Here is a 26,348-nt window from a genome sequence, read left to right on the forward strand (position 1 = left end):
CGGCCCCGGCCGCCGCCCGCCACGGCCATACTCGCGCCGTGGCACTCAACTCTCCAGGGGCGCGTAGCGCCCCTTTTCCGTTCCTGCCGACCGGCGCCGGGCGCACCCGCCTGGGCCCCGCGCTGGCCGTGCTCGCGCTCGTGGCGCTGGCCGCCTGGGGCGCCTATGCCCTGGCGCTGCGCATCGGCCTGGACCGCCTGGGCGAGGCGGCGGATCACCGGCTGGACATGGAGGTCAGCCGCATCGAGGCCGAGCTGGCCCGCTTCGACTACCTGCCCGCACTGCTGGAGACCTCGCCCCAGGTGCAGCAGCTGCTGGCCAGCCCCTTCGATCCTGCGCTGCGCGCGCAGGCCAGCCACTACCTGCATGCGCTCAACGCCATCGCCGGGGCCGAGACGCTGTACGTGCTGGAGCCCGGAGGGGTGGCCGCGGCCGCCAGCGACGATGGCCAGCTCGGCACGCCCGCCGGCCAGAACCTGTCGTACCGGCCCTACCTGCGTGAAGCCCTGGCCGGTGGGCGCGGGCGCTTCTACGGCATCGGCGTGACCAGCCGCGTGCCCGGCTACTACCTCGCCTATGCGCTGCCGCGGGGCGGCCCCGTGCGCGGCGTGGCCACGGTCAAGATCGACCTGCGCCCCGCGGCGCTGGCCTGGCGCCAGCTGCCCGGCGAGATGCTGCTGCTGGACGAGCACCAGGTCGCCATCCTGGCCTCGCGCGAGGACTGGAAGTACCGCCCCATCGCGCCGCTGCCCGATGCCGAGCGGGCCGAGGCGGCCACCTCGCGCCGCTACGGCGATGCTCCGCTCACGCCCCTGTCGTGGCGCATGGCCGGCGACGGCCCGCTGGAGCCCGGCCCGGTGCGCGAGGTGCGCCTGGACGGCCGCAGCTACGCCGCCACGGTGCACCGCCTGGATGCCGGCCGCTGGCGCCTGGTGCTGCTGAGCGACCAGGGGCCCGTGCGGGCCGTCGCCGCGGCGGCAGCGGCGGGGGCCGCGCTGGCCGCCGCCGCCCTGCTGCTGGGTCTGCTCGTGCTGCGCCAGCGCCGCCGGCTGGTACGCCAGCAGCTGGCCAGCCGCGCTGCGCTGCAGGCCGCCAACGATTCGCTGGAACGCCGCGTGCAGGAGCGCACCGCCGAGCTGCGGGCCACGCAGGCCGAGCTGGTCCACGCCGGCCAGCTCGCCGTGCTCGGGCAGATGTCGGCCGGCATGGTGCACGAGCTCAACCAGCCACTGGCGGCGCTGCACACCCTGTCGGACAACGCGGTGCTGCTGCTGGAGCGTGGCCGCAGCGATGACGCCCGCGCCAACCTCACGCGCATCGCGCAGTTGGTGCACCGGCTGGGCCGCCTCACGGCACAGCTCAAGGTCTTCGCGCACAAGCGCACCGAGCCGCCGGTGCCGGTGCTGCTGGAGCGCGCCCTGCGCGAGGCCGCGCTGCTGCATGCGCCCCGCCTGCGCGAGCTGGGCGTGGACCTGGGCACCGAGGCCCTGCCCACCGACCTGGCGGTGATGGCCGAGGAGACGCGCCTGGTGCAGGTGCTGGCCAACCTGGTCGGCAATGCGGCCGATGCCCTGGCGGACGTGCCTGTCGGCACGCGCTGGATCGCCGTGGCGTCTGCCCTCGATTCGGCCGGCACATGCCGCATCACCGTCGCCAACAGCGGCCCCCCCATCCCGCCGGAAGCGCAGGCGCGACTGTTCGAGCCCTTCTTCACCACCAAGCCGGCCGGCCGCGGCCTGGGCCTGGGGCTGATGATGTCGGCCCATATCATCCAGGCCTTCGGTGGCAGCCTGCGCCTGGCCCGGCCCGACGAGGCGCCCGAAGGCGCTGGCGCCGCCTTCGTCATCGAGCTGCCTGCCCGCCCCGACGTGCCCGCCAGCGCTCCCGCCTCCGCCCTTCGCGACGAACCATGAACGCCTCCCCCCATCCCATCCGCGTGCTGCTCGTCGAGGACGACGAGGACGTGCGCCTGGGCGCGGCCCAGGCGCTGGACCTGGCCGGCTTCGAGGTCCAGGCCTTTGGCGCCGTCGAGCCCGCCCGCGCCGCCATCACCGAGGGCGTGCCCGCCGTGGTGGTGTGCGACGTGCAACTGCCCGGCCAGAGTGGCCTGGGCTGGCAGGCCGAGCTGCGCCGGGCCGATCCGCAACTGCCCGTCATCCTGGTCACCGGTCACGGCGACATCGCCATGGCGGTGCAGGCCATGCGCGACGGCGCCTACGACTTCATCGAGAAGCCCTATGCCTCCGACCGGCTGGTGGCCGTGGTGCGCCGCGCCGCCGAACAGCGCCGGCTGGCGCTCGAAGTCGAATCGTTGCGCCGCGCGCTGGACGACTGGAGCGGCATCAAGGCCACGCTCATCGGCCGCTCGGCGGCCATGGAGCGCGTGCGCCAGACCGTGCGCACGCTCGCCGCCACGCCGGCCGATGTGGTCATCTACGGCGAGACCGGCACCGGCAAGGATTTGGTCGCGCGCTGCCTGCACGAGCGCAGCGGCCGGCGCGGCGGCCACTTCGTGCCCGTCAACTGCGGCGGCCTGCCCGAGAACCTGGTCGACAGCGAACTCTTCGGCCACGAGGCCGGCGCCTTCACCGGCGCCGTCAAGCGCCGCATCGGCAAGTTCGAGCATGCCCACGGCGGCACGCTCTTCCTCGACGAGATCGAGAGCATGCCGATGGCGGTGCAGGTCAAGCTGCTGCGCGCGCTGCAGGAGCGCACCATCGAGCGCGTGGGCTCCAACCAGCAGGTGGCGGTGGACTGCCGCGTGATTGCGGCGAGCAAGGTGGACCTGCGCGAGGCCAGCGAGCAGGGCCGCTTTCGCGCCGACCTGTACTACCGCTTGGGCGTCGCCTTCATCGAGCTCCCGCCGCTGCGCGAGCGGCGCGAGGACATCCCGCTGCTCTTCGAGCATTTCACGCTGCAGGCCGCCAAGCGCTACGGGCAGCCTGCGCCCGTGCCCGACACCCAGGCCCTGTCGGCGCTGCTGGGCCATGCCTGGCCCGGCAACGTGCGCGAACTGCGCAACGTGGCCGACCGCTACGTGCTGGGCCTGCTGGGTGACAGCTTTTCCGACGCCCTGGGCGGCGGGCAGCGCGGTGTCTCGCTGCCCGAGCACATGGAGCAGATCGAGCGCACCCTGCTCAGCGAGGCCCTGCGCCGCCTGCAGGGCGACGTGCCCCAGGCCGCCAAGGAACTGGGCATCGCCAAGGCGACGCTGTACGACAAGCTGAAGCGGCTGGGGATCGATGCGGCGGGGTATCGGCGGGAGGAATGAAAACGGCGCCCGCAATGGGCGCCGTCCTCCGTCGTGCTCAACCGTTCAGGCCGCCGCCGGCCACTGCGCGATCAGCTTGTCCAGCGTGACCGGATAGTCCCGCACCCGCACGCCCGTGGCGTTGTAGACGGCATTGGCCACGGCCGCCGCCGCGCCGCACAGGCCCAGTTCGGCGATGCCCTTGGCGGCCAGGGGCGAAGCCATGCCGTCCGGCTCGTCGAGGAACACCACCTCTTGCTCAGGAATGTCGGCATGCACCGGCACTTCGTAGCCCGCCAGGTCGTGGTTGACGAAGAGGCCCAGCCGAGTGTCTACCGCCAGTTCCTCCATCAGCGCGGCGCCCACGCCCATGGTCATGGCACCGATCACCTGGCTGCGTGCGGTCACCGGGTTCAGGATGCGGCCGGCGGCGCAGACGGCCAGCATGCGGCGCACGCGGATCTCCGCCGTGTCCACATGCACGGCCACTTCGACGAAATGTGCGCCGAAAGTGGAGTGCTGCCATTGCTTGGACAACGACTCGTCGTACTCGATACCGTCCTCGGCGGTCAGCGGCTCGCCGTCCTTCACCGCATTGGCGAGGGCGATGCTGCGGCCGCCGCTGCGGACCTCGCCCTCCGCGAATTCGGCGCCTTGCGGGTCCAGCCCCAGCTTGCGGGCGATGGCGTCGCGCAGCTTCACGCACGCGGCATAGACGCCGCCGGTGGCGTTGGCGGCGCCGAACTGGCCGCCCGAGCCGGCCGACACGGGCCAGTCCGAGTCGCCCAGCTTCACGTCCACACGCTCCAGCGGCACGCCCAGCAGGTCGGCCGCGGTCTGGGCCAGGATGGTGTAGCTGCCGGTGCCGATGTCGGTCATGTCGGTCTCGACCGTGACGCCGCCATCGGGCGTGAGCCGCACGCGCGCGGCGGACTTCATCAGCATGTGGTTGCGGAAGGCTGCCGCCATGCCCACGCCGATGGCCCAGCGGCCTTCGCGCTTCATGCCGGGCTTGGCGGGGCGCTGGTCCCAGCCGAAGCGTCGGGCACCGTCGCGCAGGCAGTTGGCCAGGCGGCGCTGGGTGAAGCGGCGTTCGGGATGTTCGGGGTCGACGTCGGTGTCGTTGCGCAGGCGCAGTTCGACCGGGTCCAGCCCCAGGCGCTCGGCCAGCTCGTCCATGGCGATCTCCAACGCCGCCATGCCGGGCGCTTCACCCGGTGCGCGCATGGAGTTGCCTTCGGGCAGGTCCATCTCCGCCAGGTACATGGCGGTGCGGCGGTTGGCGCCGGCATAGAGCAGCCGGGTCTGGTTGACGGCCGTCTCCGGCTGACCTTCGGGCTGGTCGCCGGACCAGCTCTCGTGCGCAATGGCGGTCAGGCGCCCGTCCTTTTCGGCGCCCAGGCGGATGCGCTGGATCGTGGCTGGACGGTGCGTAGTGTTGTTGGCGATCAGCGGCCGGTGCAGCCCCACGCGCACGGGGCGCTTCACGGCGCGCGCCGCCAGCGCCGCCAGCAGCGCATCGGAACGCAGGAAGAGCTTGCCGCCGAAGCCCCCGCCGATGAAGGGCGAGCGCACCTGCACCTTCGCCTTGTCCATCTTCAGCGTGGCGGCGAGGTCGGTGCGGCACCAGTCGACCATCTGCGTCGAGGTCCAAACCGTGAGGCTGTCGCCTTCCCACGCGGCGAGCGTGGCATGCGGCTCCATCATGGCGTGCGACTCGTCGGGTGTGGTGTAGGTGGCGTCCAGCTGCAGGGGCGCGGCGGCAAAGGCCGCGTCGAAGTCGCCGACCTCGGTCTTGGCGTCGTCACCAGCGAGCTCGGCGTTGTCGCGCTCGGCTTCCAGGTCGAAGCGGCCGGGCGCGGCGTCGTAGCGCACGCGGATCAAGGCGGTGGCAGCGCGGGCCTGCTCCAGCGTCTCGGCCACGACCACGGCGATGGCCTGGTGGTAGTGGTCGATGGCCGGGCCACCGAAGAGCTTGGCGGTGTTGCGCTCCGATTTGTCGAGCGCGCCCGCGTCCTCGGCGGTGACGATCGCCAGCACGCCGGGGGCAGCGCGGGCGTCGTCCAGGTCCATGCTGGCGATGCGGCCCTTGCCGATGCCCGCGCCCAGTACCCAGCCATAGGCGGCGTCGCGCACATGGGCGTCGAAGTCGGGATGCCATTCGCCGGCGTAGGGCGCGGTGCCGGTGGTCTTGCGCGGGCCATCGATGCGGTGCGTGGCCTGGCCGACGTGGCGAAGCTGCTCGCCGGGCACGGCCGTAGTGGAGGGATCGAATTTCACGGCTGCATCTCCTTCGCGTCGGCCAGCGTGGCCGCCAGGGTGCGCTGCGCCAGGGGCAGCTTGAAGGCGTTGTCGGGGCGGGGATGGGCGTCTGCAAAGAGCCGGTCGGTCACGGCCTGCGAACCGTTCGGCAGTTCTGCGTCGGCCCCTTCCATGCGCCAAGGCTTGGGCGCAACGCCGCCGAATGCAACGCGGCCGGTGCCGTCGGGCTGCACGATGGCCGCCACCGACACCAGGGCGAAGGCATAGGAGGCGCGGTCGCGCACCTTGCGGTAGACGTGCGTGCCGCCGACCGGGGCCGGCAGCGTCACCGCCGTGATCAGCTCGGCAGGCGCCAACTCGGTGTCACGCTCGGGCGTGTTGCCGGGCAGGCGATGGAAGTCGGCGATGGGGATGGTGCGCCGGCCACCGCCGGTCTGCACGGTCTCCACCGTCGCGTCCAGCACGCGCAGTGCGACCGACATGTCGCCCGGGTGGGTGGCGATGCAGTGCTCGCTGCCGCCCACCACCGCCAGCTGGCGGCTGTAGCCCTGGAGCGCGCCGCAGCCGCTGCCGGGCTCGCGCTTGTTGCAGGGCAGGGCGGTGTCGTAGAAGTAGGGGCAGCGGGTGCGTTGCAGCAGGTTGCCGGCGGTGGTCGCCTTGTTGCGCAGCTGGCCCGAGGCGCCGGCCAGCAGGGCGCGCGAGAGCACGCCGTAGTCGCGCCGCACGCGGGCATCGGCCGCCAGGTCGGTGTTGCGCACCAGGGCGCCGATGCGCAGGCCGCCGTCCTCGGTGGGCTCGATGCGGTCCAGGCCCAGGCCGTTGAGGTCGATCAGGTGCGTGGGCGTTTCCACCTGCAGCTTCATCAGGTCCAGCAGGTTGGTGCCGCCGGCGATGAAGCGGGCGTCGGGCGTGCGGGCCAGGGCGGCCACGGCCGCTTCGGGCGTGGCGGCGCGTTCGTAGCTGAAGGCTTTCATCGCGTGGCCTCCGCAGCCTCGGCGATGGCTTGCTGGATGTTGCTGTAGGCGCCGCAGCGGCAGATGTTGCCGCTCATGCGCTCGCGCATCTCGTCGGGCGAGAGCAGGGGCTTGGCCTGGATGTCCTCGCTCACATGGCTGGGCACGCCGTCGCGCAGTTCGCGCAGGGCGCCCACGGCCGAGCAGATCTGGCCCGGCGTGCAGTAGCCACACTGGAAGCCGTCGTGCCGCACGAAGGCCTCCTGCATGGGGTGCATGGCCTCGGGCGTGCCCAGGCCTTCGATGGTGGTGACCTCGCTGCCTTCGTGCATCACCGCCAGGCTCAGGCAGGTGTTGATGCGGCGGCCGTCGACCAATGCCGTGCAGGCGCCGCATTGACCGTGGTCGCAGCCTTTCTTGGTGCCGCACAGGTGCAGGTGCTCGCGCAGCGCGTCCAGCAGCGTGGTGCGGTTGTCGAGGGTGAGGCTGCGCGCCCCGCCGTTCACCGTCAGATGGACGGTGGACTGCAGCGAGTCGATGGTGCTGCTGCCGCCGGAGGGCGTTTCCGGTGCGCGGTCGCGCAGCGGCGGGGACTTCGAGCTGGGGGCCATGGGGTACTCCGTGGGGTTCCGTGGGGATTGGCCGCCTGGGCGGTCGGGGCGTGGCAGGGCATGCGGCGGCAGTCGAGCCACTGTGAGCTCGCGCCGGGTATGGGCGCGCTCGGTGCAAGCACCGGCCAGGCGACGGCGCAGCGCCTGAGCGTCTGTGGGACGTGCCGGACACGCGTCGCATGAATTCCGTGCACAGCGTTTCATCCATCACAACGGGTTGCACCCAGCGAACCGCCATTGTGAATAGCGCAACGCGCTTCTAGAGTCCGCTCCCATCGCGGTGCCAAGACGCCGCCTTCGGAGACGACCGGATGCCCTCGACCTTGCCCACCCTGCCTGCAGAACGGCCGCCCCTCGCGGGCCCGGCCGCGGCTGGTGGCGCGCAGCCGATGGCCGTCCCCTTCAGCGCGGGCACCCAGCCGCCGGCCACCCCGCTGCCGGCGGGCGCCTGCGACTGCCATATCCACGTCTACGACGCCCGCTTCCCGGCCGTGCCCGGCGCCCGGCTGCTCCCGCCCGACGCCTCCGTCGACGACTACCGGCAGTTGCAGCGCCGCGCCGGCCTGCAGCGCGCCGTGCTCGTCACGCCCTCCACCTACGGGGCGGACAACCGTCCCATGCTCGCGGCGCTGCGCGCGCTCGGCGGGCAGGCGCGCGGCGTCGCCGTCATCGACGGCAGTGAGTCCGATGCGCAGCTGGCGCAGCTCCATGCCGAGGGCGTGCGGGGCGTGCGGCTCAACCTGTCGCTCGGCGTGGGCCTGCATGCCGACATGCTGACGCCCCTCGCGCGCCGCATCGCCCCGCTGGGCTGGCACCTGCAACTGCTGATGCCGGCCGACCTGCTGGCGACGCTGGCCGACCGGCTGTCGGACCTGCCCGTGCCGGTGGTCTTCGACCATTTCGCGCGCCTCTCGCCCGACGACGTCGGCCGCCATCCCGCCCATGCCGTGGTGCTGCAGCTGCTGCGCGCCGGCCGGGCCTGGATCAAGTTGTCGGGCGGCTATCTGGTCAGCCCCACCCACAGCACCGACGACCCGGCCCTCGACGCATTGGCCCGCAGCTTCATCGACGCCGCCCCCGGGCGCGTCGTCTGGGGCAGCGACTGGCCACATGCCACCGCGACGGCCGGGCTGCAGCCGCTGCCCGACGACGCCCGCCAGCTCGACCGGCTGGCGCACTGGACCGGCGGCGGCGAGCGCCTGGCCCAGGTGCTGGTCCACAACCCGGCCGCGCTGTACGGCTTCGGGCCGCTTCAAGAACTGCAAGGAGACACCGAGACATGATCCCGCCTTGCCTCACCCGCCGTTCCCTCATCGCCGGCGCCGCTGCCCTGCTGGCTGCCGGCAGCAGCTGGGCCCAGGGCGACTGGCCCACGGGCCGCGTCATCACCTGGGTCGTGCCCTACCCGCCCGGCGGCAGCACCGACGTGCTGGGCCGCGCCGTGGCGCAGAAGCTCGGCGGCACGCTGGGCACCAAAGTCATCGTGGACAACCGTGCCGGCGCCACCGGGACCATCGGCGCGGCCTACGTCGCCAAGGCTGCGCCCGACGGCTACACGCTGCTGGGCACCTCGATCGGCCCGCAGGCCATCGCGCCGCACCTGATGGGCAAGCTGCCCTACGACCCCATCGGCGGCTTCGCGCCGGTGATCACCATCGGCACCATCCCGCACATCCTGGTGGTGGGCGCCAACCAGCCCTACCGCAGCGTGGCCGACCTGCTGGCCGCCGCCAAGGCGCAGCCGGGCAAGCTGGCCTTCGCCTCGGGCGGCACCGGCACCATCCTGCAGATGCAGGGCGAGCTGATGGCGCAGCAGACCGGCACGCGCTTCATCCACGTGCCCTACAAGGGCGACACGCCCGCGCTGCAGGACACGCTGGGCGAGCAGGTGAACTTCATGTTCGCCCCGGCCGCCGCGGCGCTGCCGCATGTGCAGTCGGGCCGGCTGCGCGCCCTGGCCGTCACCTCGGCCGCGCGCCTCAAGGCCCTGCCCGACGTGCCCACCATGGGCGAGGCCGGCCTCAAGGACTTCGTGGTCGAGCAGTGGCAGGCCGTGTTCGCGCCGGCCGGCACGCCGGCGCCCATCGTCGACCGCCTCAACCGCGACATCAACGCCGCCCTCAAGACCGCCGACGTGGTCGCCCTGGCCGACAAGCTGGGCATCACGCTGGTGGGCGGCACGCCCGCCCAACTGGGCGCGCTGCAGAAATCCGACTCCGCCAAGTGGGCCGAGGTCATCCGCAAGGGTGGCATCAAGGCCGACTGACTGCGCCCGCATCCCTTTCCTTCCTTCTTCCGAACCGAGCCCCCGCCATGAGCCAACTCCCCGAAATCGTCCGCGACATCGAGCGCGTCTCCCCCGAAGTGGTCGCCAAGGCCGGCACCTACCAGGCTGCGATCCTGGCCGACGTGGCCGGCCGCCGCGGCACCATGAGCGCGCGCGTCGCGCCGGTGCACCACAGCATGGCCGTGGCCGGCCCGGCCTTCACCGTCGAAGTGCGGCCCGGCGACAACCTGATGATCCATGCCGCCATCGCCCTGGCCCAGCCGGGCGACGTGCTGGTGATCGACGGCAAGGGCGACCAGACGGCCGCCCTCATGGGCACGCTGATGCTCAGCGCCTGCAAGAAGCGCGGCCTGGCCGGCGTGATCGTCGACGGCGCCATCCGCGACAAGCTGGAGCTGCTGGAACTGGACTTCCCGGTCTTCAGCGCCGGCTTCAACCCGGCTGGCCCCACCAAGTTCGTGCCCGGCCGCATCAACCACCCGATCTCGGCCGGCGGCGCCAGCGTCAACCCCGGCGATCTGGTGGTGGGCGATGCCGACGGCGTGGTGGTGATCGAGCGCGAGAAGGCGCCCGCCATGCTGGCCCTGGCCGACAAAAAGGTGGCCGACGAGGCCGCCCGCCTGGACGCCATCTCGCGCGGCGACACCGCCTCGAAATGGCTGCCCGCCGCCCTGCGTGCGGCCGGCGTGCTGAAGGAAGGCGAAGAGCTGTGAGCACCGTCCTTGTCACCGGTGCGGATCTCGCGCCGCAGGCCCTGGCCCTGCTGAAGAACATGGAGGTGGTCTACGCCGGCAAGACGCCGACCGAGGACGACCTGATCGCGCTGTGCCAGCGCCACGATCCCGCGGCCATCATCGTGCGCTATGGCAAGGTGGGCGCGAAGGTGATGGATGCGGCGCCGTCGCTCAAGGTCATCTCCAAACACGGCAGCGGCACCGACACCATCGACAAGGTGGCCGCCAGTGCCCGCGGCATCGAGGTGGTGGCCGCCGCCGGCGCCAACGCCGCCGCCGTGGCCGAGCAGGCCCTGGCGCTGATGCTGGCCTGTGCCAAGTCGGTGGTGCCGCTGGACGCGCGCATGCACGCCGGCCACTGGGACAAGGCCACGCACAAGAGCCTGGAGCTGGGCGGTCGCACCGTCGGCCTGGTGGGCCTGGGCGCCATCGGCCAGCGCTTCGCGCGCATGGCCCACGCCATGGACATGCGGGTCATCGGCTTCGACCCGTTTGCCAAGAACCTGCCCGACTACATCCAGCCCGTGGACCTGCCGGCGATCTGGCGCGAGTCCGACGTCGTCTCGCTGCACTGCCCGCTGACCGACGAGAACCGCGGCATGCTGAATGCCGACACGCTGGCCCAGTGCAAGCGCGGCGTGATCGTCGTCAACACCGCGCGCGGCGGCCTGATCGACGAAGCGGCACTGCTGCAGGCCGTGCGCTCGGGCCAGGTGTCCGGCGCCGGGCTGGACAGCTTCGCCGTCGAGCCGATGACGGCGGGCCATCCCTTCCAGGGCCAGGAGCGCATCGTGCTGAGCCCGCACATCGGCGGCGTGACCAGCGATGCCTACGTCAACATGGGCGTGGCTGCGGCCAGGAACCTGCTGGCGGTGCTGGAACGGGGCTGAGGCGCCGTCCACACAGCGACTGAGTGAAAGCGCGCTCTCCCTTCGCGGGAGAAGCGCGGGCCAGCGAGGACCGGCGGCACGGCCGGCATCGCCAGGAATCCGCCACGACGGACCATCGACAAGGAGACAAGGACCATGACCCAACGCCTTCCGCGCGGCCTCTTCGCCGCCGCGCTCGTCACCGCCCTGTGGGGCTGTGCCAGCCCGCCGCCAGCGGCGCAGCGGCCTTCCGAGGCCAGCATCGCCGCCCACGTCGCCGCCGCCACGCAGGCGGCCGGCAGCGACCTCGGCGAGGTGCTGACGCTGTGCAAGCCCGTGCCCGCGTCGCGCCCGGTACAGGGCGAGGATTCCGACCGCGGCCTGCGCGCCCTCATCGACCGTCCGGCGCCGCCGCCCGGCCGTGCCTTCGACAACCTGTATTTCGTGGGCGGCGACTGGGCCAGCGCCTGGGCCGTCGACACGCCCGAGGGCATCATCCTGATCGATGCCCTCAACAACCAGGCCGAGGCCGCGGCACTGATCGAGGGCGGCATGCGCAAGCTGGGGCTGGACCCGGGGCGCATCCGCTACATCGTCGTCACGCACGGCCATGGCGACCACTACGGCGGCGCGCCCTACCTGGCCAGGAAGTACGGGGCCCGCGTGGTCATGAGCGACACGGACTGGACCATGATGGAGACGCGCCTGGAGTTCGCCACGCCCCTGTGGGGTGCGCCGCCCAAGCGCGACATCACGGTCAAGGACGGCGACAAGCTCACCCTCGGCGGCACCAGCCTCACGCTGTACATGACGCCCGGCCACACCTGGGGCACGCTGTCGCCGGTGTTCGACGTCAGCTGGCAGGGCCAAAAGCACCGCGTGCTGCTGTGGGGCGGCACGGGCTTCAACTTCGGCGCCGACATCCCGCGCATGGAGGCCTACGGCCGGTCCACGCAACGCATGGCCCAGGTGGCGCGGGCCGAAGGCATCGACGTGATGCTGTCCAACCATTCGCGCGTGGACGGCTCGCAGGGCAAGCTGGCCAGGCTGCGCCAGGCCGGCGGCACCGGTCCCAACCCGTTCGTGGTGGGCGAGCCCACGGTCGAGCGCACGCTGACCGTGATGAACGAATGCTCGCTCGCCCAGCGCGACCGCTTTGCCCTGCTGCCCTGACGCCATGACCACGACCTCGTTCAAGGCCACGCGCCTTCTCGCCCCCACGCTGCTGGGCCTCGCCGCCATCGTGCCCGCTGCCCACGCCCAGGCGCCCGCCTATCCCGCCAAGCCCGTGCGCCTGGTGGTCGGCTTCTCGGCCGGCGGGCCCACCGACGTGGTGGCGCGCGCCTTTGCCGACTACGCCGCCCGCACGCTGGGCCAGCCCTTCCTGGTGGACAACAAGCCCGGCGCCAACACCATCGTCGCGGCCGAGGCCGTGGCCGCCGCGCCGGCCGATGGCTACACGCTGCTGCTGGGCGCTACCAACCACACCATGATCCCGGCGCTCTACAGCAACCGGGTCAAGTTCGATGCCGTGCGCTCCTTCGCGCCGGTGTGCAGCCTGGCCGTGAGCCCCACGGTGCTGGTGGTGGGCCCGGCCATGAAAGCGCCGGACCTGGCGTCCTTTCTGCAGCAGGTGAAGGCCGCGCCGGGCCAGCGCACCTATGCCACGCCGGGCGCCGGCAGCTCGGGCCATTTCGCCAGCGAGCAGTTCACGCGCCTGACCGGCACGCGCATGAACCACATCCCCTACAAGGGCGCGGCGCAGGCGGTGACCGACCTCGTGGGCGGGCAGGTGGACAGCTCCTTCGCCACGCTGGGCTCGGTGCTGCCGCAGGTGCAGGCCGGCAAGCTCACCGCGCTGGCCGTGGCCGCACCGCAGCGCTCGCCGCTGCTGCCGCAGGTGCCCACCTTCGACGAGGCGGGCGTCAAGGGCTACCGGGCCGACGCCTGGTACGGCCTGCTGGCGCCGGCCGGCACCCCGCCCGCCGTGCTGGCCGTGCTGCAGAAGACGGCGCAGGACTTCGTGCGCCAGAGCGCCACGCAGGAAAAGCTGCGCGGCCTGGGCATGGAAAGCCAGCACGTGTGCGGCGCCGACTTCGGCGCGCAGCTGGAGCGCGAGGTCAAGGCCTACGGCCAGCTCGCGCGCGAGCTCGACCTCAAGCCCGAGTGAGCCTGCGGGCCCTGGCGTCGGCGCGACCGAGGCGCAGGCGCCACGGGCACCGATCCGGTGCCCGCGCAGGCCGCCTCTGATTCGACGAAGGCAGCCGTCCGTGCTGACCCCTTTTTTCTTCCATCCCAAGACTCCGGAGATATGCGTGTGGCCTCTTCATCCCTGTTCTCGCTGACCCGCCGCCTGCTCGTCGCCAGCCTGGCGACGGCCGCCTTCGCCGCGCACGCGGCCTACCCCGAGCGCCCGATCACCATCGTCGTGCCCTACGCGCCCGGCGGCGCGGCCGACGCCATGGCCCGTGTGATCGCGGCCAAGCTGGGCCCGAAGCTGGGCACCAGCGTGATCGTGGACAACCGCGCCGGCGCCAGCGGCACCATCGGCGCGGCCTATGCGGCCAAGGCTGCCCCCGACGGCTACACGGTGCTCTACGACGCCACGCCCTACGCCATCAACCCGCACCTGTTCCCGCGCATGCCCTATGCGGCCGATGCGCTGCAGCCGCTGTCGCTGGTGCTGACCATGCCCAACATGCTCGTCACCAAGGCCGACTCGCCCTACAAGACGGTGGCCGACCTGGTGGCCGCGGCCAAGGCCCAGCCCCACAAGATCAACTTCGCCTCCGGCGGCGCGGGCACCGTGCAGCGCCTGGCGGCCGAGCTGTTCCGCCAGAAGCTGGGGCTGGACATGGTGCACGTGCCCTACAAGAGCGGCGGCCCGGCCATCACCGACACGATGGCGGGCCAGGTGGACTTCATGTTCGCCACCGTGGCGGCCAGCTATCCGCTGGTGTCGTCCGGCAAGCTGCGCGCGCTGGCGGCCACCTCGCCGCAGCGCTCGCCCCGCCTGCCCGACGTGCCCACCGTCGCCGAGACCGTGGTGCCCGGCTACGAGGCCTCCGAATGGAACGGCATGCTGCTGCCCGCCAAGACGCCCAAGGCCATCGCGGACAAGCTGCAGCAGGCGCTGGCCGAGGTGCTGAAGGACGAAGAGGTGCAGCAGCGCATGAAGGACCTGGGCGCGCAGCCCATCGGCTCCACGCCGGCCGCCTTCGCCGACTTCCTGAAGAAGGAAGACGCCAAGTGGGGCGAGGTGGTGCGCAAGGGCGACATCAAATTGGACTGATGGCCGCCGCCGCCACTGACACCGGCGAAGCCGCAGGCGCAGCGCCGCGCGTGCAGCCCGTGCCCCATTCGGCCGGGCTCGCACGGCCGGGCTTCGCTTTGCCCGCGGGGGCCTGCGACAGCCACATGCACATCTTCGACCCGCGCTTCGCGCCGTCGAAGCACTGGACGCGCCAGCCGCCCGATGCGCCCGTGGCGGCCTACCGGCAGCTGCAGGCGCGCATCGGCACGCAGCGGGCGGTGGTCGTCACGCCTTCCACCTACGGCACCGACAACGCCTGCACGCTCGACGCGCTGGCGCAACTGGGCGAGGCTGCGCGCGGCGTGGCCGTGGTCGATGCCGATGTGGATGCCGCCGAACTGCAGCGCCTGCACGGCCTGGGCGTGCGCGGCCTGCGCGTCAACTTCGTGACGCCGCAGTCCTGGGGAACGACCACGCCGCAGATGCTCGCCACGCTGGCGGACAAGGTCGCGCCGCTGGGCTGGCATATCCAGGTCTTCGTGCATCCGGAGCAACTGCTGGCCATGGCGGCGCTGTTGCGCGGCCTGCCGGTGCCGCTGGTGGTGGACCACATGGCGCGGCTCGATCCCGTGCAGGGCCCGAGCGGCGAAGCCTTCGATCTGCTGTGCAGCCTGCTGGACGCGGGCAACACCTGGGTCAAGCTCTCGGGCGCCTACATGCGCTCGGTGGTGGGCGGCCCTGGCTATGTCGACACGCTGGCGATGGGCCAGGCCCTGGTGCGCCGTGCGCCGAACCGGCTGGTTTGGGGCAGCGACTGGCCCCACACCACCGAAGTGCCCGGCAGCGTGGACGATGCGGCCCTGGTCGACCTGCTGGGCCGCTGGTGCGCGGGCGATGCCGCGCTGCTGGCGCGCATCCTGGTCGACAACCCGGCGCGGCTCTACGGCTTTGGCCCCGTGCCTTCTTTCTGAACGAGCGCAGACCCATGTTCCTTCTCCAACCGCCCCAGGTGCGCGAACTGACCGTGTTCAGCGTCATGCCCGACGAGTTCCGTCGCCCGCGCCGCAGCGACTGGGCCGACGCCAACCGCGGCGGCACGCCCACCGATTCCTTCCTCGAAGGCCCGGTGCTGGGCGACCACGGCGAGCTCTATGTCACCGACATCCCCTGGGGCCGCGTGTTCCGCATCGACATTCAGGGCCGCTGGTCGCTGGTCACCGAGTACGACGGCGAGCCCAATGGCATGAAGTTCCTCGATGCCGGCACGTTGCTCATCACCGACTACAAGAACGGCCTGATGCAGCTGGACGTGGCCAGCGGCCGCGTCACGCCCTTCCTGGCGCGGCGCAACAGCGAGCGCTTCAAGGGCGTCAATGACCTCGTCTTCGACCGCGCCGGCAATCTCTACTTCACCGACCAAGGCCAGACCGGGCTGCACGACCCGACGGGCCGGCTCTACCGCCTCTCGCCCGAGGGCCGACTGGACCTGCTGCTGGACAACATCCCCAGCCCCAACGGCGTGGCGCTGTCCCCCGACGAGAAGGTGCTGTACCTGGCTGTGACCCGCGGCAACTGCGTCTGGCGCGTGCCGCTGCTGCCAGATGGCAGCGTCTCGAAGGTGAGCCAGTTCTTCACCTCCTATGGGCCGAGCGGCCCCGACGGCCTGGCCGTCGACGCGCAGAGCCGCGTGCTGGTGGCCAACCCCGGCCTGGGCTACGTGTGGGTACTCAACACGCGGGCCGAGCCGGTCGAGGTGCTGCGCGGACCGGCCGGCGCCTCGATCACCAACCTGGCCTTCGGTGGCCCCAAGCGTCGCACGCTCTACGTCACCGACTCCACCCACGGCCGCGTGATGACCGCCGAGATGGACGTGCCGGGCCTGCCGCTCGCGCGGCGCTGAGCTTTCATGGATGCCAGCGTGAGACCACTGGCGGCGTGGCTGGCGAGCGCCCGCCGGCCAGCGCATACGACAGATGGTTGGCCGCCGCCACCACGTTCCTGGCGTACTTTTCCAGCCGATCGCGCGTGAGCCGCGAGCTGGGGCCCGAGATGCACATCGAGCCCAGCAGGTGCCAGCCGCTGCGGAAGACCGGCGCCGCCACGCTGGACACCTCGGCCTCGCGCTCGCCCATCGAGATCTGGTAGCCGCAGGTGCGGATCGCCTCGTAGGGCTCGCCCTTGGCGCCACTGAAGGCCAGGATCACCCGGCCCGGCGCGCCGCGGTCCAGCGGCAGGCGCTCGCCGATGCGCACGTTGTGGCGCACCGATTGCGGCCCCTCCACCCGCGCCACGCAGGAGCGGATGTCGCCCTCGCGCACATAGAAGGACGCGCTCTCGCCCGTGAGCTTGACCAGATCGTGCAGCGCCGGCTCGACCACGTTGTTGACATCGAAGCCCGCTTGATAACGCGCGCCAAGCCAGCCGGCCGCCGGCCCCAGCCGCCACTGGCCGCTGTCGGTCTGCACCATGTAGTGGGACTGCGCCAGCGTGCGCGCCAGGCGCAGCACGGTGGTCTTGTGCATGCCGCAGCGGCGGCTCAGCTCGGCCAGGCTCAGGGCCGACTCGCCCACCTCGAAGGCCTCCATGAGCGACAGCGCGCGCGTGACGGCGATCACGCCGCCTTCGCCGCGCTCGGTCGCGGAGCCATTGGGGCTTTCCTCAGGGACGTCGTTGCGCATGTCGGACCTCGATTCGCTGAACGAAACGACATTGTATGGATTGAAACCCCCACCTAGAGTGCGATCCGGGACGCCGACCGCGCGTTCATCACAGTCGGAGACAGACAGACCATGAAGACTTCCCGCCGCGCCGTGCTGGCGCTCGCCGCCACTTCCCTTTTCGCCGCTGCCTCGCTCGCCCAGGCCGAGACCTGGCCCGCCCGTCCGATCCGCCTCGTCGTGCCCTTCCCGGCCGGTGGGGGCACCGACATCATTGCCCGCGAGCTGACCAACAAGCTCACCAGCTACGGCTACAACTTCGTGGTGGACAACAAGCCGGGCTCCGGCGGCAACCTGGGCGTGGACGCCGCCGCCAAGGCCGCGCCCGACGGCTACACGCTGGTGCTGGGCCAGACGAGCAACCTGGCGATCAACCCCACGCTCTACGCCAAGTTGCCCTACGACCCGGTCAAGGACCTCACGCCGATCAGCCTGGTGGCGACCTCGCCGCTGGTCATCGTGGCGGGCACCGCGACGCCCTACAAGACGCTGGACGACCTGGTGAAGGCGGCGCGTGCCAAGCCCGAGAGCATCAACTTCGCCTCGTCCGGCAACGGCACGGTGTCGCACCTGGCGATGGAGTCCTTCCAGAAAGCCGCAAACATCAAGCTCACGCACATCCCGTACAAGGGCGCGGCCCAGGGCATCACCGACGTGATCAGCGGCCAGGTGCAGCTGTACGTGTCCTCGGTGCCCACGCTGCAGGCGCACATCAAGTCCGGCAAGATGCATCCGCTGGCGATCACTTCGCTGCAGCGCGCGCCGGAGCTGCCGCAGGTGCCCACGGTGGCCGAGTCGGGCTACAAGGGCTTCGAGTCGATCACCTGGTTCGGCATCCTGGGCCCGGCCGGGCTGTCCAAGGACATCGTGGCCAAGCTCAATGCCGACATCAACAAGGCGCTGCAGGACCCCACGCTCAAGCAGAAGCTGGCCGGCCAGGGCGCCGCCGTGCAGGGCAGCAGCGCCGCCGACTTCGCCAAGCTGATCCGCGACGACATTCCGCGCTGGGGCAAGCTGGTGAAGGACTCGGGCGCGAAGGTGGACTGAGCGACCACGCGCTGCACAAAGAAAAGACCCTGCCGGCGCGTTGGCCGGGCAGGGTCTTTTTCATGGGGGCGGCGGGCCGCCCAGTGGTTCAGGTCCTCAAGCCAGCACGGTGCCGCTGGCCTCGCCCAGGCCGATGCGCACCGCGCCTTCGCGCTCGCACCAGCCGCGCAGGATCAGCGTGTCGCCGTCCTGCAGGAAGGTGCGCTGCTCGCCGTTGGGCAAGGTGATGGGCTGCTTGCCGCCCACGCTCATTTCGGCCAGGGAGCCGGCGGTATCGAGCGACGGGCCCGACAGCGTGCCGGAGCCCATCAGGTCGCCGGACTGCAGGTTGCAGCCGTTGACCGTGTGGTGGGCCACCAGCTGCGCGGGCGTCCAGTAGGCGGCTTCCTTGAGCTTGCCGAGGGACAGGCGCGTGGGCGCCTGGCCGTCGGCGCGCATCTTCGCGGTCTGGATCAGCACCTCCAGCTGCATGTCGATGTGGCCGTGCGCGCGGTTGGCGGCGCCGTCCAGATAGGGCAGCGGCTGCGGATCACCTTCGGGCCGGGTGAAGGGCGCGCGGAAGGGCGCCAGCGCCTCCATGGTCACGATCCACGGCGACACGGTGGAGCCGAAGTTCTTCGACAGGAAGGGGCCCAGCGGCTGGTATTCCCAGGCCTGGATGTCGCGTGCGGACCAGTCGTTGAAGAGGGCCACGCCGAAGAGATGGTCCTCGGCCTGGTCGATGGCCACCGGTTCGCCCAGCGCATTGCCCTGGCCGATGAACCAGGCGAGCTCCAGCTCGTAGTCCAGCCGCTTGCAGGGGCCGTAGCTGGGTTCGGCGGCGTCGGGCGCCTTGGTCTGGCCGCGCGGGCGCTTGAAGGCGGTGCCGCTCGGGATGATCGAGCTGGCGCGGCCGTGGTAGCCGATGGGCACCCACTTGTAGTTGGGCAGCAGCGGGTTGTCCGGGCGGAACTGGCGGCCGATGTTGGTGGCGTGGTGCACGCTCGTATAGAAGTCTGTGTAGTCGCCCACCTTGCAGGGCACCGCGAGTTCGCAGGCCGACTGCGGCACCAGCGCGGCGGCCCAGGCGGCCTGCTGCGTGCTGCCCTGGGCCAGGCCGTCGGACAGGCGCTGGCGCAGCGCCACGCGCTCGGCGGGCGCGGCAGCCATCAGCGCGTTCATGTCGTCGTGGTCCACCAGGCCGACGGCGCGCAGGTCCAGCACCTGGTCGCCGATGGCGACGCCGATGCGCAGGCCTGCGTCGCTGCTGCCAGCACGGCGGAAGCGGCCGAAGGGCAGGTTCTGGATCGGAAAGTCGCAGCCCGCCACGTTGGCGGATTCCACCCAGCTGCGCAGGTGGGGGTTGTGGGTCTTGTCGAGAACGGTCATGGCGAAAGAAGGTTGTGCGGAGAGTCAGTCGGCGGTCATGCCGGCCTTGCGGGCCACCTCGCCGAGGCGCTGGTATTCGGACTGGCTGAGCGCGGCCAGTTCCTCGGCCGTGCTGGCGCGCGGCGTGAAGCCGGCCTGCAGCAGCTTGTCGCGCACCGCGGGTTCGGCCAGGGCTTCGGCGAAGGCCTGGTTGAGCGTCTTGACGATGGCCGGCGGCAGGTTCGCCGGGCCGTAGACGCCGAACCAGGGCTCCAGCGCATAGCCCTTCAGGCCCGTCTCGGCGATGGTCGGCACGTCGGGCAGCGAGGGCGAGCGCGTCGGCCCGGCCACCGCCAGCGCGCGCAGCTTGCCGGCCTGGATGTGCGGCAGCGAGGCCGGCAGGTTGTCGAACATCACGCCCACCGTGCCGCCCAGCAGGTCGGTGATGGCCGGACCGCTGCCCTTGTAGGCCACGTGCGTGAGCTGCGTGCCCGTCATCTGCGCGAACAGCACGCCGGCGAGGTTCATCGAGGTGCCGGCGCCGGCCGTGGCATAGGGCAGGCCGGGCGTTTTCTTGGCCGCAGCGATCAGCTCGGGCACCGACTTGATGGGCGAGCTGGACGGCACTTCGAGCACGATGGTCGAGGTGCCCAGCAGGCCGATGGCGGTGAAGTCCTTGCGCGGATCGAAGGGCACCGACTTGTAGATGTGCGGATTCAGCGCATTGGTGGAGATGGCGCCGAAGCCGATGGTGTAGCCGTCGGCCGGGGCCTTGGCCACCACGTCCATGCCGATGTTGCCGCCTGCGCCGCCGCGGTTGTCGATGACCACCGGCTGGCCCAGCTTCTCGGCCACGCGCTGGCCGACGGTGCGCGCCACCAGGTCGGTGGTGCCGCCGGCCGTGTAGGGCACGATGAAGCGGATCGGCTTGGCGGGGAAGTCGGCGGCCTGAGCCAGCAGCGGCAGGGCCAGGGCGGCCGTGGCTGCCAGTGCGCGGCGGCGGGTGAAGAGGGGAGGTCTCATGTTTTTTGGAATTGGTCCTTCAGTCCCGCCCAGCAGTCCGCGTAGTCGTGGTCCAGGGGCGCGGTCTCCATCGCGAAGGCGGTGGGGATGAAACGGTAGCGGCTCTCGAACATGAAGGCCAGCGTGTTGTCCAGCTTCTGCGGCTGCAGGTTGGCGCTGGAGGCCTTCTCGAAAGCCTCTTCGTCAGGGCCATGCGGCACCATGGCGTTGTGCAGGCTGGCGCCGCCGGGCTTGAAGCCGCCCGGCTTGGCGTCGTATTCGCCATACACCAGGCCCATGAACTCGCTCATCAGGTTGCGGTGGTACCAGGGCGGACGGAAGGTGTCTTCCATCACCAGCCAGCGCGGCGGGAAGATCACGAAGTCGCAATTGGCGGTACCCGGGGTGTCGCTGGGCGAGGTGAGCACCGTGAAGATGGACGGATCGGGATGGTCGAAGCTGATCGAGCCGATGGTCATGAAGTTGACCGTGTCGTACTTCACCGGCGCCAGGTTGCCGTGCCAGGCCACCACGTTGAAGGGCGTGTTGCTGGCCGGGGCGCGCCAGAAGCGGCCGCCGAATTTCTTGATCAGCTCATAAGGGCCGGCGGCGTCTTCGTACGCGGCCACGGGCGCCTGAAAGTCGCGCGGATTGGCCAGACCGTTGGAGCCGATGGGCCCCAGCTCCGGCAGGCGGAACTGCGCGCCGTAGTTCTCGCACACGTAGCCGCGCGAGGGGCCGGCGCCGGCCTCGGTGTCGGGCAGCGCCACCTTGAAGGCCAGGCCGCGCGGCAGCACGGCGATCTCGCCCGGCTTCACGTCGAGCACGCCCAGCTCGGTGGTGATGCGAAGACGCCCCTGCTGCGGCACCACCAGCAGCTCGCCGTCGGCATTGACGAAGGCGCGGCGGTCCATCGACTTGGTGGCCAGGTACACGTGGGCGGCCACGCCGGTCTGCGCATCGGCATCGCCGTTGGCGGCCAGGGTGCGCATGCCTTCGACGAAGTCGGCCTCCGCGCCGGCCTCGAAGGGAATCGGGTGCCAGCGCAGCGGCTCCGGCGCCAGGGCGCGTTCGCGGTCGCCTCCGGTGGTCCACAGCGGCTGCGACCAGGCGGCATAGCGGCCGGCCACCACGCTGGGCTGCCGGCGGTACAGCCAGCTGCGGCGGTTCTCGTGCCGGGGGGCGGTGAAGGCGGTGCCGGAGATCAGTTCCGGGTACAGGTGCAGCGGGGCGCGCTGCGGACTGTTGCGTCCCTGGGGCAGGGCGCCGGGCACGGCCTCGGTGGCGTACTCGTTGCCGAAGCCGCTCTGGTAGCGAAGGGAGGAAGAAGTGTCGGAGGCGGTCATGGGAATCCTCGCAAGGTGATCGACGGCCGGGTCATCCCAAGGGAGATCGGTCGCAGGTTGGCTCCAATTCGTTTTAATGAAATCCGTTCGACTATGCCGAACTTGAAGTGAGTTTAGGTCTTGCGTCTGGTAATGTCTAATGATTTACAGATCAACGAATCTAGGCGGGCCATGGCGGAAGAGGGCGAGCGCGGCGCGCAGCGCGGCATCCAGAGCATCGAGGTCGGGGGCACCCTGCTGCAGGCCCTGGTGCACACCGGCCGACCCATGCCGCTCAAGGCGCTGGCGCACGAGGCCGGCATGACGCCCGCCAAGGCCCATCCCTATGTCGTGAGCTTCGGCCGCCTGGGCCTGATCGAGCAGGACGGTGCCACCGGCCATTACCAGCTGGGCCCGCTGGCGCTTCAGCTGGGGCTGATCGCCATGGCGCAGACCAACCCCGTGCAACTGGCCACGCCGGTGATCGAGGCGCTTGCGCGTCGCACCGGCCACACGATGGCGCTGGCGGTGTGGGGGGAGCGGGGCGCCACCATCGTGCGCACGGCCGAGTCGCCCGCGGCCGTGCATGTGGCCATGCGCCACGGCACCGTGTTCTCGCTCACCGGCACGGCCTCGGGCCGTCTCTTCGGCGCCTATCTCGACGAAGAGGTGGTGCGCGCAGCGCTGGAAGCCGAGCGGGCCCGGGTGCAGCCGGGCGAGGCCGGCATGCCTGCACCGCCGCCGCTGCCGGACTGGACGACCTTCGAGGCGCAGTTGCGCGAGGTCCGTGCGCGCGGGCTGTCGCGGTCCGAGGGCGAGGTGCTGCCCGGCATCAGCGCCATGGCCGCCCCGGTCTTCGATGCGGGCAGCCGCATCGTCATCGCCCTCACCGCGATCGGCGCCTCCGCGGTCTTCGACACGCGCTGGGAAAGTGCCCTGGCGCAGACGCTGCGCCAGGCGGCGGCCGACGTTTCGGCGCGCCTGGGGGCCCGGCGCGCCGACTGAGCGCAATTGTCTGCAGCACTGCCGCAACGGCACCCCCATCCGGCAGGGCTTCGCCGTACAGGGAGCAGCCGGCCGCGGCGATACTCGCGCTTTCTGTAGCTGGCGGCCCTTCGGCCGCCTTTCTTCCCCGCGCCCATGTTCAGAAAGCCCCTCACGCGCCATGTTCTCTGCATGTCCGCCGGGGCGCTGCTGTCCGTGTTGCTGTGCCTGGCTTTCGGCGCCTGGTCGGTGCAGCGAGACCGGGCCGAGCAGGCGGGCGAACTGGCCGACAGCTATGTCAACCTGGCCCGCCGGATCACGGCCGAGGCGGTCGAGGCGCTGGCCGTCATCCAGGCCACGCCGACCGATTGCGGCCCCCAGGAGATCGCCCACCTGCGGGCCCTGGTGCTCAACGGCCGCTTCATCAAGGCGGCGGCCCGGCTGGACAACGGCCAGATCGTCTGCAGCTCGATCACCGGCCGCGTCGATCCCCCGGCCCCGCCGCCCCGCGCGGACCTGACGGGCGAAGGCGGCCGGCGCGTCTCCTTCAACGTGCCCGAACTGGGCGCGCCGGGCAGCCGCTCGATGGTGCTGCGCGAGGGCGATGCGATGGTCTCGATCCATGCCCGCACCTTCATCGAACTGGCCGATCCGCGCCTGGATTTCGCCCTGATCGCCAAGGAAGGCGAGATGAGCCGGGTGCTCTACACCAACACGTCGGCCCTGCAGGGCCTGGAGCGTGTCGCGGGCACCGAGGGCGCGCTCAATTTCAACGGCCGCCGCTACGAGGTGCGCTGCCTTCAGGCCTACACCGGCTGCATCGTGGCGGCGCTGCGTCCGCTGCAGAGCTTGTGGAGTTCTTCGGTGATGCTGGAGATGGGCGCCTTCGGCGTGCTGCTGGGCATGACCGGGGGGTTTGCCGTCAGCGCACTCCTGGGCCGCTCGCGTTCGCTCAGCCGCCAACTGCTGCTGGCCATGCGCAGCGGCGAGCTGCGGCTGGTCTACCAGCCCATCGTGCGCCTGTCCGACCGCCGCCGCGTCGGCGCCGAGGCCCTGCTGCGCTGGACCGACGTCACCGGCAAGCCGGTGAGCCCCGATGCCTTCATCAGCGAGGCCGAGCGCAACGGCATGATCGGCCAGGTCACGCGCTTCGTGATCAGCCGCGTGCTGGAGGACCTGGGCGACGGCCTGCGGCGGCGGCCGGACTTCCAGGTCACGGTCAATGTCTCGGCCGACGACCTCATGGACAGCAGCTTCCTGCCCTTCCTGTCGGCGCGGCTGCAGGCGGCGCGGCTTCAGGCCTGCAGCATCGGGCTGGAACTGACCGAGCGCACCACCGCCAACAGCCGCGAACTGAGCCGCGCCATCGCCCGCGTGCGCGAGGCGGGGCACAAGGTCTACATCGACGACTTCGGCACCGACTATTCGAGCCTGTCGTACCTGTCTCGCCTGCGGGTGGACGCCATCAAGATCAACCGCACCTTCATGCAGGCGCTGCACGACCAGAGCGACCAGGACACCATCGCGCCGCAGATCGTGGTGATGGCCGAGGTGCTGGGCCTGACCATGGTGGTCGAAGGCATCGAGGAAGAGCAGCAGGCCACCTACTTCCACACCCTGGCGCCCGATGCGCTGGCGCAGGGCTGGCTGTTCAGCAAGCCGGTCGAGGCTGCGCACCTCTTCAGCTGACACCCCCCATGCCGCTTGCGCGGCTCCCCTCTCTCTTGCGCCTTCGGCTTGGAGGGGGGCGCACCCGGTGGCCTGGCAGAGCCAGTTCCACGGGTGCACTGGCATGGCCTGCTCCGCGGCCATCGGTGGCCGCGGAGCAGCCCCTGGTGCTGGGAGAAGGGGCGCCTCCCCTGAAGGCGCTCAGCTCTGCTTGGCTGCTTCCAGCACGTCCCGCGTGCGCTCGGCCTCGCGGCGGGCGGCGGCGGCGAAGTCGGGGCCGCTGCTGGCGTAGCAGATGGCGCGGGAGGAATTCACGATGATCGGCGCGTCCTCGCGCCAGCCGGCGCGCACGGTGGCCACCGCATCGCCGCCCTGGGCGCCGACGCCGGGGATCAGCAGCGGCACCGTCGGCGCCAGCTCGCGCACGCGGCGGATCTCCTGCGGATAGGTCGCGCCCACCACCAGGCCGAGCTGGCCATTGAGGTTCCACGGGCCCTGCGCCAGCGAGGCCACATGCTCGTACAGCAGCGGCTGGCCCGGCACGTCGGCCAGGCGCTGGCTCTGCAGGTCGTCGCCGCCCGGATTGCTGGTGCGGCACAGCAAAAAGGCGCCCTTGTCCGGGTAGCGCAGGTAGGGCGAGACGGAGTCGAAGCCCATGAAGGGCGACAGCGTCACCGCGTCGGCGCCGTAGCGCTCGAAGGCCTCGGCCGCGTACTGCTCGGCGGTGGAGCCGATGTCGCCGCGCTTGGCGTCGAGGATGACCGGCACCTGCGGCGCTACGGCCCGCATATGGGCCATCAGCCGCTCCAGCTGGTCCTCGGCGCGGTGGGCGGCGAAGTAGGCGATCTGCGGCTTGAAGGCGATCACCAGATCGGCCGTGGCCTCGACGATGGCGGCGCAGAAGTCGTAGATGCGGCGCGGGTCGCCCTTCATGCCCTCGGGGAAGCGGGAGGGTTCCGGGTCCAGCCCCACGCACAGCATGGAGCGGTTCTGGCGCTGCGCGGCCTGCAGCTGATCGAGGAAAGACATGGGGCGGGATTCTAGGAGGCGCCCTCCCACGCTCAGGGGGCGGAGGCGATCCGATCGAACTCGGCGGCGGCCAGGCACAGGTCGGCCCAGGCGCGCGCCTTGTCGGCCGGCGTGCGCAGCAGGTAGGCGGGCGCATAGCTGGCGACCACGGCGGTGCGGCCATCGGCGCAGCGGCCGACCTGGGCGCGCAGCCGGCCCAGCGGCTGGGCGCCGAGCAGCTGCTGCGCCGCCAGCGGGCCCAGCGCCAGCACCATGCGCGGCGCGAGCTCGCGGCAGGCATGGCCGAAGCCGGCCTCGAAGGCTTCGTCGTCCTCGCCCTCGGGCACGCCGGGCGCCGGCCGGTGCACGCGCTGCAGGTGCACCGGCGCGGGGCCGGCGTGCAGGCGCAGGGCGCGCAGCATCTGGTCGAGCAGGCGGCCGGCGTCGCCGGCGAAGGCGGCGCCATGGCGGCCGTCGGGGCCGGGCGGCATGTCGACCAGCACCAGCCAGCCGCCGGGTGCGGGCGCGTCGCCGCCGGCGCCGGCTGGCAGGTACAGGCGTTGGGCCGGCTCGATGCGCGCAGCGGGGGCGGTTCCTGTCCGTGCGGAGGGCGCGCCGGTGCGTGGGGCCGGGGACGCCGTGGCGGGGGAGGGTGCCTCGGCCACTGCACGGCGACCGGGCGTGGTGGAGGCCGGCGCTTCCTGGCGCGGGGTCGACGGCGCCGCGGCGTAAGACGGCATGTCCTCCGGCGGCACGTCGTCGATCCACGCGGGCGGGCCGTCGTCCGAAGGCGCCGCGTGGGACGTGTCGGCGCCCGGGCGATCCATCGGCGGGCGGGCCGTGCGGGCGACCGCGGGCTCGCCGATGAGCGCCGCGGGCTCTGCGGCCTGGGCTGTCTCGGCCGCAGCGACCGGTGCCGCCACCTCCGCCGTCTGCGCCGGCCACCAGACCTTGACGCCCATCTCCTCCAGCATGGCGCGCTGGCGCGCATCGAGCATCAGGCTCATCTCGGACTTCCTGGGCGTGCGAAC

Annotated in this window: 23 protein-coding genes; 14 read left to right on the top strand and 9 right to left on the bottom strand. The window is 71.6% G+C overall.

What is annotated here, in order from left to right; all coding sequences use genetic code 11:
* Window positions 1-38 precede the first annotated feature (38 nt).
* Both BXA03_RS07065 and BXA03_RS07070 read left to right on the top strand, forming a co-directional pair.
* Window positions 39-1,913, top strand: a complete 1,875-nt coding sequence (locus BXA03_RS07065; RefSeq protein WP_143476237.1) for a sensor histidine kinase — start codon at window positions 39-41, stop codon at window positions 1,911-1,913.
* Window positions 1,910-3,271 (top strand): sigma-54-dependent transcriptional regulator, encoded by a 1,362-nt coding sequence (locus BXA03_RS07070; protein WP_076505475.1) that lies wholly within the window; start codon window positions 1,910-1,912, stop codon window positions 3,269-3,271. The genes BXA03_RS07065 and BXA03_RS07070 overlap by 4 nt, the downstream gene beginning before the upstream one ends.
* 45 nt (window positions 3,272-3,316) lie before the next feature.
* Here the strand turns inward: BXA03_RS07070 and paoC are convergent, their stop codons facing one another.
* The 3 genes from paoC to paoA are packed head-to-tail and all read right to left on the bottom strand — an operon-like array spanning window position 3,317 to window position 7,076.
* Window positions 3,317-5,530: an aldehyde oxidoreductase molybdenum-binding subunit PaoC gene (gene paoC / locus BXA03_RS07075; RefSeq protein ID WP_076505477.1), complete on the bottom strand. Its 2,214-nt coding sequence runs from the start codon at window positions 5,528-5,530 to the stop codon at window positions 3,317-3,319.
* Window positions 5,527-6,486: an FAD binding domain-containing protein gene (locus BXA03_RS07080; protein ID WP_076505479.1), complete on the bottom strand. Its 960-nt coding sequence runs from the start codon at window positions 6,484-6,486 to the stop codon at window positions 5,527-5,529. The genes paoC and BXA03_RS07080 overlap by 4 nt, the downstream gene beginning before the upstream one ends.
* Window positions 6,483-7,076 (bottom strand): aldehyde dehydrogenase iron-sulfur subunit PaoA, encoded by a 594-nt coding sequence (paoA, locus tag BXA03_RS07085; RefSeq protein WP_083715928.1) that lies wholly within the window; start codon window positions 7,074-7,076, stop codon window positions 6,483-6,485. Before paoA ends, BXA03_RS07080 begins: the two co-directional genes overlap by 4 nt.
* 389 nt (window positions 7,077-7,465) lie before the next feature.
* Between paoA and BXA03_RS07090 the strand changes: the two genes are divergently transcribed.
* From BXA03_RS07090 to BXA03_RS07130, 9 genes are all read left to right on the top strand, one after another.
* A complete protein-coding gene (locus BXA03_RS07090; RefSeq protein WP_076505481.1) occupies window positions 7,466-8,359 on the top strand; it encodes an amidohydrolase family protein in 894 nt (297 codons plus the stop codon).
* Window positions 8,356-9,342: a Bug family tripartite tricarboxylate transporter substrate binding protein gene (locus BXA03_RS07095; RefSeq protein ID WP_076505483.1), complete on the top strand. Its 987-nt coding sequence runs from the start codon at window positions 8,356-8,358 to the stop codon at window positions 9,340-9,342. Before BXA03_RS07090 ends, BXA03_RS07095 begins: the two co-directional genes overlap by 4 nt.
* Window positions 9,343-9,389: 47 nt before the next feature.
* Window positions 9,390-10,076: an RraA family protein gene (locus BXA03_RS07100; RefSeq protein ID WP_076505486.1), complete on the top strand. Its 687-nt coding sequence runs from the start codon at window positions 9,390-9,392 to the stop codon at window positions 10,074-10,076.
* Complete coding sequence (locus BXA03_RS07105; RefSeq protein WP_076505489.1) at window positions 10,073-10,987, top strand: hydroxyacid dehydrogenase; 915 nt, start codon at window positions 10,073-10,075, stop codon at window positions 10,985-10,987. Before BXA03_RS07100 ends, BXA03_RS07105 begins: the two co-directional genes overlap by 4 nt.
* Before the next feature lie 135 nt (window positions 10,988-11,122).
* Window positions 11,123-12,139 carry an MBL fold metallo-hydrolase gene (locus BXA03_RS07110; RefSeq protein WP_076505492.1) on the top strand — a complete coding sequence of 339 codons (1,017 nt, stop codon included), beginning with the start codon at window positions 11,123-11,125 and terminating at the stop codon, window positions 12,137-12,139.
* Between the two features lie 4 nt (window positions 12,140-12,143).
* Window positions 12,144-13,136, top strand: a complete 993-nt coding sequence (locus BXA03_RS07115; RefSeq protein WP_076505493.1) for a Bug family tripartite tricarboxylate transporter substrate binding protein — start codon at window positions 12,144-12,146, stop codon at window positions 13,134-13,136.
* A 171-nt stretch (window positions 13,137-13,307) separates the two neighbouring features.
* Window positions 13,308-14,258, top strand: coding sequence for a tripartite tricarboxylate transporter substrate binding protein (locus BXA03_RS07120; RefSeq protein WP_083715944.1), 951 nt, complete (start codon window positions 13,308-13,310; stop codon window positions 14,256-14,258).
* Window positions 14,258-15,190 (top strand): amidohydrolase family protein, encoded by a 933-nt coding sequence (locus BXA03_RS07125; RefSeq protein ID WP_076505495.1) that lies wholly within the window; start codon window positions 14,258-14,260, stop codon window positions 15,188-15,190. Before BXA03_RS07120 ends, BXA03_RS07125 begins: the two co-directional genes overlap by 1 nt.
* Window positions 15,191-15,204: 14 nt before the next feature.
* Window positions 15,205-16,119 (top strand): SMP-30/gluconolactonase/LRE family protein, encoded by a 915-nt coding sequence (locus tag BXA03_RS07130; RefSeq protein ID WP_076505496.1) that lies wholly within the window; start codon window positions 15,205-15,207, stop codon window positions 16,117-16,119.
* Window positions 16,120-16,123: 4 nt separating this feature from the next.
* On the opposite strand, the gene BXA03_RS07135 is transcribed toward BXA03_RS07130, so the two are convergent.
* Window positions 16,124-16,897, bottom strand: coding sequence for an IclR family transcriptional regulator (locus BXA03_RS07135; RefSeq protein ID WP_076505497.1), 774 nt, complete (start codon window positions 16,895-16,897; stop codon window positions 16,124-16,126).
* Between the two features lie 111 nt (window positions 16,898-17,008).
* On the opposite strand from BXA03_RS07135, the gene BXA03_RS07140 reads away from it, so the two are divergent.
* The gene (locus tag BXA03_RS07140; protein ID WP_076505499.1) at window positions 17,009-17,983 is read left to right on the top strand and encodes a Bug family tripartite tricarboxylate transporter substrate binding protein; all 975 of its coding nucleotides are present in this window, start codon (window positions 17,009-17,011) and stop codon (window positions 17,981-17,983) included.
* Window positions 17,984-18,079: 96 nt separating this feature from the next.
* Here BXA03_RS07140 and fahA read toward each other — a convergent pair whose 3' ends face one another.
* The 3 genes from fahA to hmgA are packed head-to-tail and all read right to left on the bottom strand — an operon-like array spanning window position 18,080 to window position 21,678.
* On the bottom strand, window positions 18,080-19,351 hold the full coding sequence (gene fahA, locus BXA03_RS07145) for a fumarylacetoacetase (protein ID WP_076505501.1): 1,272 nt from the start codon (window positions 19,349-19,351) through the stop codon (window positions 18,080-18,082).
* Window positions 19,352-19,375: 24 nt separating this feature from the next.
* Window positions 19,376-20,353, bottom strand: a complete 978-nt coding sequence (locus tag BXA03_RS07150) for a Bug family tripartite tricarboxylate transporter substrate binding protein (RefSeq protein WP_076505503.1) — start codon at window positions 20,351-20,353, stop codon at window positions 19,376-19,378.
* Window positions 20,350-21,678, bottom strand: a complete 1,329-nt coding sequence (hmgA, locus tag BXA03_RS07155) for a homogentisate 1,2-dioxygenase (RefSeq protein WP_076505505.1) — start codon at window positions 21,676-21,678, stop codon at window positions 20,350-20,352. The genes BXA03_RS07150 and hmgA overlap by 4 nt, the downstream gene beginning before the upstream one ends.
* Window positions 21,679-21,849: 171 nt before the next feature.
* Between hmgA and BXA03_RS07160 the strand changes: the two genes are divergently transcribed.
* Together BXA03_RS07160 and BXA03_RS07165 are read left to right on the top strand one after the other, a co-directional pair.
* Window positions 21,850-22,662, top strand: coding sequence for an IclR family transcriptional regulator (locus BXA03_RS07160; protein ID WP_076505507.1), 813 nt, complete (start codon window positions 21,850-21,852; stop codon window positions 22,660-22,662).
* Window positions 22,663-22,797: 135 nt separating this feature from the next.
* Window positions 22,798-24,330: an EAL domain-containing protein gene (locus BXA03_RS07165; RefSeq protein WP_083715929.1), complete on the top strand. Its 1,533-nt coding sequence runs from the start codon at window positions 22,798-22,800 to the stop codon at window positions 24,328-24,330.
* A 180-nt stretch (window positions 24,331-24,510) separates the two neighbouring features.
* On the opposite strand, the gene pyrF is transcribed toward BXA03_RS07165, so the two are convergent.
* Entirely contained in the window at window positions 24,511-25,338 is an 828-nt protein-coding gene (gene pyrF, locus BXA03_RS07170) for an orotidine-5'-phosphate decarboxylase (protein WP_076505511.1), read from the bottom strand.
* Between the two features lie 32 nt (window positions 25,339-25,370).
* On the bottom strand, window positions 25,371-26,324 hold the full coding sequence (locus BXA03_RS07175; protein ID WP_076505514.1) for a uracil-DNA glycosylase family protein: 954 nt from the start codon (window positions 26,322-26,324) through the stop codon (window positions 25,371-25,373).
* Window positions 26,325-26,348 lie beyond the last annotated feature (24 nt).

It is taken from the genome of Pseudacidovorax sp. RU35E, assembly GCF_900156165.1.
In the GTDB taxonomy this organism is placed as follows: Bacteria; Pseudomonadota; Gammaproteobacteria; order Burkholderiales; family Burkholderiaceae_C; genus Xenophilus.

Excerpts from the sequence above, each read along its gene's own strand:
- BXA03_RS07070 (WP_076505475.1), top strand. The coding sequence starts at position 1,910 with ATGAACGCCTCCCCCCATCCCATCCGCGTGCTGCTCGTCGAGGACGAC.
- BXA03_RS07080 (WP_076505479.1), bottom strand. The coding sequence starts at position 6,486 with ATGAAAGCCTTCAGCTACGAACGCGCCGCCACGCCCGAAGCGGCCGTG.
- paoA (WP_083715928.1), bottom strand. The coding sequence starts at position 7,076 with ATGGCCCCCAGCTCGAAGTCCCCGCCGCTGCGCGACCGCGCACCGGAA.
- BXA03_RS07090 (WP_076505481.1), top strand. The coding sequence starts at position 7,466 with ATGGCCGTCCCCTTCAGCGCGGGCACCCAGCCGCCGGCCACCCCGCTG.
- BXA03_RS07095 (WP_076505483.1), top strand. The coding sequence starts at position 8,356 with ATGATCCCGCCTTGCCTCACCCGCCGTTCCCTCATCGCCGGCGCCGCT.
- BXA03_RS07100 (WP_076505486.1), top strand. The coding sequence starts at position 9,390 with ATGAGCCAACTCCCCGAAATCGTCCGCGACATCGAGCGCGTCTCCCCC.
- BXA03_RS07110 (WP_076505492.1), top strand. The coding sequence starts at position 11,123 with ATGACCCAACGCCTTCCGCGCGGCCTCTTCGCCGCCGCGCTCGTCACC.
- BXA03_RS07115 (WP_076505493.1), top strand. The coding sequence starts at position 12,144 with ATGACCACGACCTCGTTCAAGGCCACGCGCCTTCTCGCCCCCACGCTG.
- BXA03_RS07125 (WP_076505495.1), top strand. The coding sequence starts at position 14,258 with ATGGCCGCCGCCGCCACTGACACCGGCGAAGCCGCAGGCGCAGCGCCG.
- BXA03_RS07130 (WP_076505496.1), top strand. The coding sequence starts at position 15,205 with ATGTTCCTTCTCCAACCGCCCCAGGTGCGCGAACTGACCGTGTTCAGC.
- BXA03_RS07135 (WP_076505497.1), bottom strand. The coding sequence starts at position 16,897 with ATGCGCAACGACGTCCCTGAGGAAAGCCCCAATGGCTCCGCGACCGAG.
- BXA03_RS07140 (WP_076505499.1), top strand. The coding sequence starts at position 17,009 with ATGAAGACTTCCCGCCGCGCCGTGCTGGCGCTCGCCGCCACTTCCCTT.
- fahA (WP_076505501.1), bottom strand. The coding sequence starts at position 19,351 with ATGACCGTTCTCGACAAGACCCACAACCCCCACCTGCGCAGCTGGGTG.
- BXA03_RS07150 (WP_076505503.1), bottom strand. The coding sequence starts at position 20,353 with ATGAGACCTCCCCTCTTCACCCGCCGCCGCGCACTGGCAGCCACGGCC.
- hmgA (WP_076505505.1), bottom strand. The coding sequence starts at position 21,678 with ATGACCGCCTCCGACACTTCTTCCTCCCTTCGCTACCAGAGCGGCTTC.
- BXA03_RS07160 (WP_076505507.1), top strand. The coding sequence starts at position 21,850 with ATGGCGGAAGAGGGCGAGCGCGGCGCGCAGCGCGGCATCCAGAGCATC.
- BXA03_RS07165 (WP_083715929.1), top strand. The coding sequence starts at position 22,798 with ATGTTCAGAAAGCCCCTCACGCGCCATGTTCTCTGCATGTCCGCCGGG.
- pyrF (WP_076505511.1), bottom strand. The coding sequence starts at position 25,338 with ATGTCTTTCCTCGATCAGCTGCAGGCCGCGCAGCGCCAGAACCGCTCC.
- BXA03_RS07175 (WP_076505514.1), bottom strand. The coding sequence starts at position 26,324 with ATGAGCCTGATGCTCGATGCGCGCCAGCGCGCCATGCTGGAGGAGATG.